This is a genomic window from Mycobacterium sp., from assembly GCF_032162105.1.
Taxonomy (GTDB): Bacteria; Actinomycetota; Actinomycetes; order Mycobacteriales; family Mycobacteriaceae; genus Mycobacterium.
Map to the genome: position 1 here is coordinate 1 of NZ_JAVRPS010000022.1, position 3,379 is coordinate 3,379.

Genomic DNA, 3,379 nt, shown 5'->3' on the forward strand with positions numbered 1-3,379 from the left:
GCAGACTCCCATGACCGACACTGTGTTCGGCACCCCACGAGTTGCAGGCGGCCTTCTGCGGCGGATCCCCGCGAAACGATGGGGACAGCCGCAGGACTTCAGCGCCATCGCCGTCTACCTTGCAAGCTCCGCCAGCGTTTACCACACCGCCGACTCGATCTTGATCGACGGCGGATACTCCGCATTCTGAGGATTGCCGATGGAATTCACCACGATCGACTACTGCGTCAACGACTCGGTCGCCACGATCACCCTCAATCGTCCACACGCGCGCAATGGATTCACCATCTCCATGGCCGATGAGCTCGGGACAGCGCTCTGTGCGGCGGACCTCGACGATGAAGTCCTTGTTGTCGTGCTGGTAGCCGCAGGCAGTGATTTCTGTGTCGGCATGGACATGACCGCCGACACCGCCGGTGTCGACGACATCGATGCCCCGGACTGGGTAGAGCCGGCCACCCGGGTGGTGCGGCCGATGGCCAACTTGAACAAACCCGTCATCGCTGCCATTCAGGGTGCAGCAGTCGGAGTCGGCGTCACCCTAACGCTGGCCGCCGATTTCCGCCTAGCAGCCACCGATGCGCGGTTCGGGTTCGTCTTCGCCCGACGTGGATTGTTCCCCGAAGGGGGATCGATGTGGTTTCTGCCTCGCATCGTCGGTCTTGCAAGAGCGAAGGATTGGATGCTTAGTGGCAGGGTGTTCGGCGTCGACGAAGCTCTTGCCGCGGGCTTGGTGAACAGCGTGCATGCGCCCCACGAGCTGCGGACGGCTGCCCAAGACCTCGCTCGCGATCTTGCCGTCCATACATCACGCGTGTCAGTCGCGGCGATCCGCCGTGGTCTGATAGCGATGGCCGGAAGTAACAGCCCCGAAGCGGCTTTCGCGCTTGATGCGAAGCTCATTTCGCATGCTTCGACCAGCGCCGACCTCGTCGAAGGAATCGCCTCGTTCCTGCAGAAGCGCCCACCCCACTTCACCGGCAACGTCCGCAGCGATCTGCCGCAACTATCTGAGTGGCTCGAAGGTGGGACGATCTAGGCAGGCCCCAGGCGGGCAGTCAGTACCAGCACCGGGAACTTGGATCGCCACCATTCGACGCCACGATCAGGTGGGTGTCACCGTCGCGTGAATAGGCGACCGACGCGGTCCGCGCCTGACCGGTCTTCGCGCCGGTCGTGTGCAATAGCAGGTTCCGGGGTACGGGTGACGACAGGCCAAACTGACATCGCGCGTTTGAGCGCGCGTGTGGCGCCCAGGGCGCCCTCCCGTCACCAGTTTTCGAGGTGAGCACGGAGATCTAGTGTCTCGAGCCGATAGTTCTGCAGCAGTTGGTTGCCGACGCTGGCCAGGATTTGATCGCGTTCTTGAGTTGGCGGCGGCGCAACTCTGCAGGTGGTCAATCCGTTCCTCACCACGCCGAATGTGCGTGTACGGCGAAAAATTGGTCCTCAGATCTTCGCCCTCCCTGCACGTTCGGCGGGCCGAATCGAACCTGCGCCCGCGAGCTGCACGCGAATCAACGACTCGCGACACACTAGAGGAACAGCCACCCTACCAGTACTACCGCGATGCGGACTTAAATACAAGTGACTCGCGCGGTGTCGGCGAGCGCTAACTCGCGCCGAGTGAGGTGGTGCAGACCGATATCGGGTCGGATTCTGAGCGGTACTGGCGCCCGGGTGCGCGGACGGTGTTCTCGCGCAAAACCGTTCGCGCTAGGGTTCAGCGGAAGATGACGCACGTCGTGGTGGCGTGTGCGACCAGGCGACCCTGGTCGTCAACGACCCGACCCTCGGCGGTCGCGGTCGTGCGACCGACGTGGATGGTGGTGCCGGTAGCGGTCAACCGGCGACCATCGGTCGGGACCGGGCGGATGTAGTTGATCTTCAGTTCCAGTGTGGCGCAACCTACACCGGCGTCCATCGTCGTGTGCACCGCGCAGCCCATCGCCGAATCCAGCAGCGTCGCACAGATGCCGCCGTGGGTCGTGCCGAGCGGATTGGCGAAGTCGGGGCGGGTCTGTAGGGCGAAGACCACCTTGCCGTACTCGAGCAGTTCCAGCTCCATGCCGAGCAGGTCGCCGATGTATGGCGCGTGCGAGCCCTGCGACAACGCGGTGCGCAGCAGTTCGAGTCCTGTCAGCTGGGGCAGTTCGGTCTGGGCCGGGCCGGTGGGCTCGGCCGAGGCTTGCGGGCTCATGAATTCGGTCCCTTTGTGATGGTCTTGATCGCTGCCGCAGCCTAGCTGCTACTGGATGCTGCGGCCGCCGTCGACGTCGAGGCAGACGCCGGTGAGAAAGCCCGAGCGTGGAGAGGACAGAAACAACACGGCCGATGCTACGTCGTCAGGCTCGGCTATCCGTCCCATCGGAATGCCGCCGACGATCTTGTCGAACATGTCACCGGTGAGTCCGCCGTCGCCGAATGCGTTGGTCATGAAGTTCGTCTGCGCGGCGACCGGGCAGACGGCATTTACCCGAATCCGGGGCGCGAGTTCGTTGGCCAGTCCACGCGTCAGGGTGAGGACCGCACCCTTGGTGGCGTTGTAGGTAACGACGCCGGGCCGAGGTCGCTTTCCGGCGATCGATGCGGTGTTGACGATCACCGAACCGTCTTCCATGTGCGGGACCGCGTATTTCGCACCGAGGAAGACGCTACGAACATTCAATGCAACCTGGGCGTCGAAGGTTTTGACGTCCAGATCGACGGTGGGGCCGGACCGGTGGGTTGTGCCGGCATTGTTGATCAGAATATCGAGCCCGCCGAATGCGTCCATTGCGGTCGAGACCATGGCCTGAATCTGTGGCGGTGACGTCACGTCAACCTGCGCCGGAACTGCACCCTCGATGGATCCCGCGACATCCCGTGCACCGACGTCGTCGAGGTCAGCGACTAGGACCCGGGCTCCGGCCGCACCGAACTTCCGTGCGATCGCCGCCCCGAAGCCGCCGGCGGCGCCAGTCACGATCACTCGCTTGCCCTCGAGGCCTTCCAAGACACTCAATTTCTCTCCCTAACCTGGTGAACAAGCACTACACGGCAACTCACTGGATGCTGCGGCCGCCGTCGACGTCAATACACACACCGGTCAGAAAGTTGGCTTCTGGTGAGGCCAGGTATTCCACGGCCGAGGCGACGTCCTCGGGTACGGCGAGCCTGGCCATCGGTATGCCCTCGACAAACTTGGCAAGGGTTTCGCCGGTCAGCTTGTCCACTCCATGTGAGGTGCGGATGAATCCGGTCTGAGCGCCGACGGGATTGACGGCACAGACTCGGATTCGAGGTGCCAACTCCGCGGCGAGCCCACGGGTGAAAGTGATGACGCCCCCTTTGGCTGCGTTGTAGACGGTCAGCCCTGGACGTGGGCGTCGACCGCCGA

The 3,379-nt window shown here is 63.5% G+C and carries 5 protein-coding genes and 1 pseudogene; 2 read left to right on the top strand and 4 right to left on the bottom strand.

All coding sequences use genetic code 11. The features are described from left to right. Nucleotides 1–190: SDR family oxidoreductase (locus tag QOC69_RS00810; RefSeq protein WP_526435396.1), on the top strand; the 190-nt coding region annotated here is incomplete at its 5' end. Between the two features lie 9 nt (nt 191–199). After that, nucleotides 200–1,039: an enoyl-CoA hydratase/isomerase family protein gene (locus tag QOC69_RS00815; RefSeq protein ID WP_526435398.1), complete on the top strand. Its 840-nt coding sequence runs from the start codon at nt 200–202 to the stop codon at nt 1,037–1,039. 22 nt (nt 1,040–1,061) lie between these two features. On the opposite strand, the pseudogene QOC69_RS00820 reads toward QOC69_RS00815, so the two are convergent. From QOC69_RS00820 to QOC69_RS00835, 4 genes and pseudogenes are all read right to left on the bottom strand, one after another. Beyond that, nucleotides 1,062–1,199, bottom strand: a pseudogene (locus QOC69_RS00820) (nitroreductase/quinone reductase family protein); the annotation flags it as partial. Nucleotides 1,200–1,723: 524 nt separating this feature from the next. Further along, nucleotides 1,724–2,200: a PaaI family thioesterase gene (locus QOC69_RS00825; RefSeq protein ID WP_526435400.1), complete on the bottom strand. Its 477-nt coding sequence runs from the start codon at nt 2,198–2,200 to the stop codon at nt 1,724–1,726. A gap of 48 nt (nt 2,201–2,248) precedes the next feature. Beyond that, the gene (locus QOC69_RS00830) at nt 2,249–3,004 is read right to left on the bottom strand and encodes a glucose 1-dehydrogenase (RefSeq protein WP_526435402.1); all 756 of its coding nucleotides are present in this window, start codon (nt 3,002–3,004) and stop codon (nt 2,249–2,251) included. 40 nt (nt 3,005–3,044) lie between these two features. After that, a partial coding sequence (locus QOC69_RS00835) for an SDR family oxidoreductase (protein ID WP_526435404.1) occupies nt 3,045–3,379 on the bottom strand: 335 nt, incomplete at its 5' end.

Excerpts from the sequence above, each read along its gene's own strand:
- QOC69_RS00815 (WP_526435398.1), top strand. The coding sequence starts at position 200 with ATGGAATTCACCACGATCGACTACTGCGTCAACGACTCGGTCGCCACG.
- QOC69_RS00825 (WP_526435400.1), bottom strand. The coding sequence starts at position 2,200 with ATGAGCCCGCAAGCCTCGGCCGAGCCCACCGGCCCGGCCCAGACCGAA.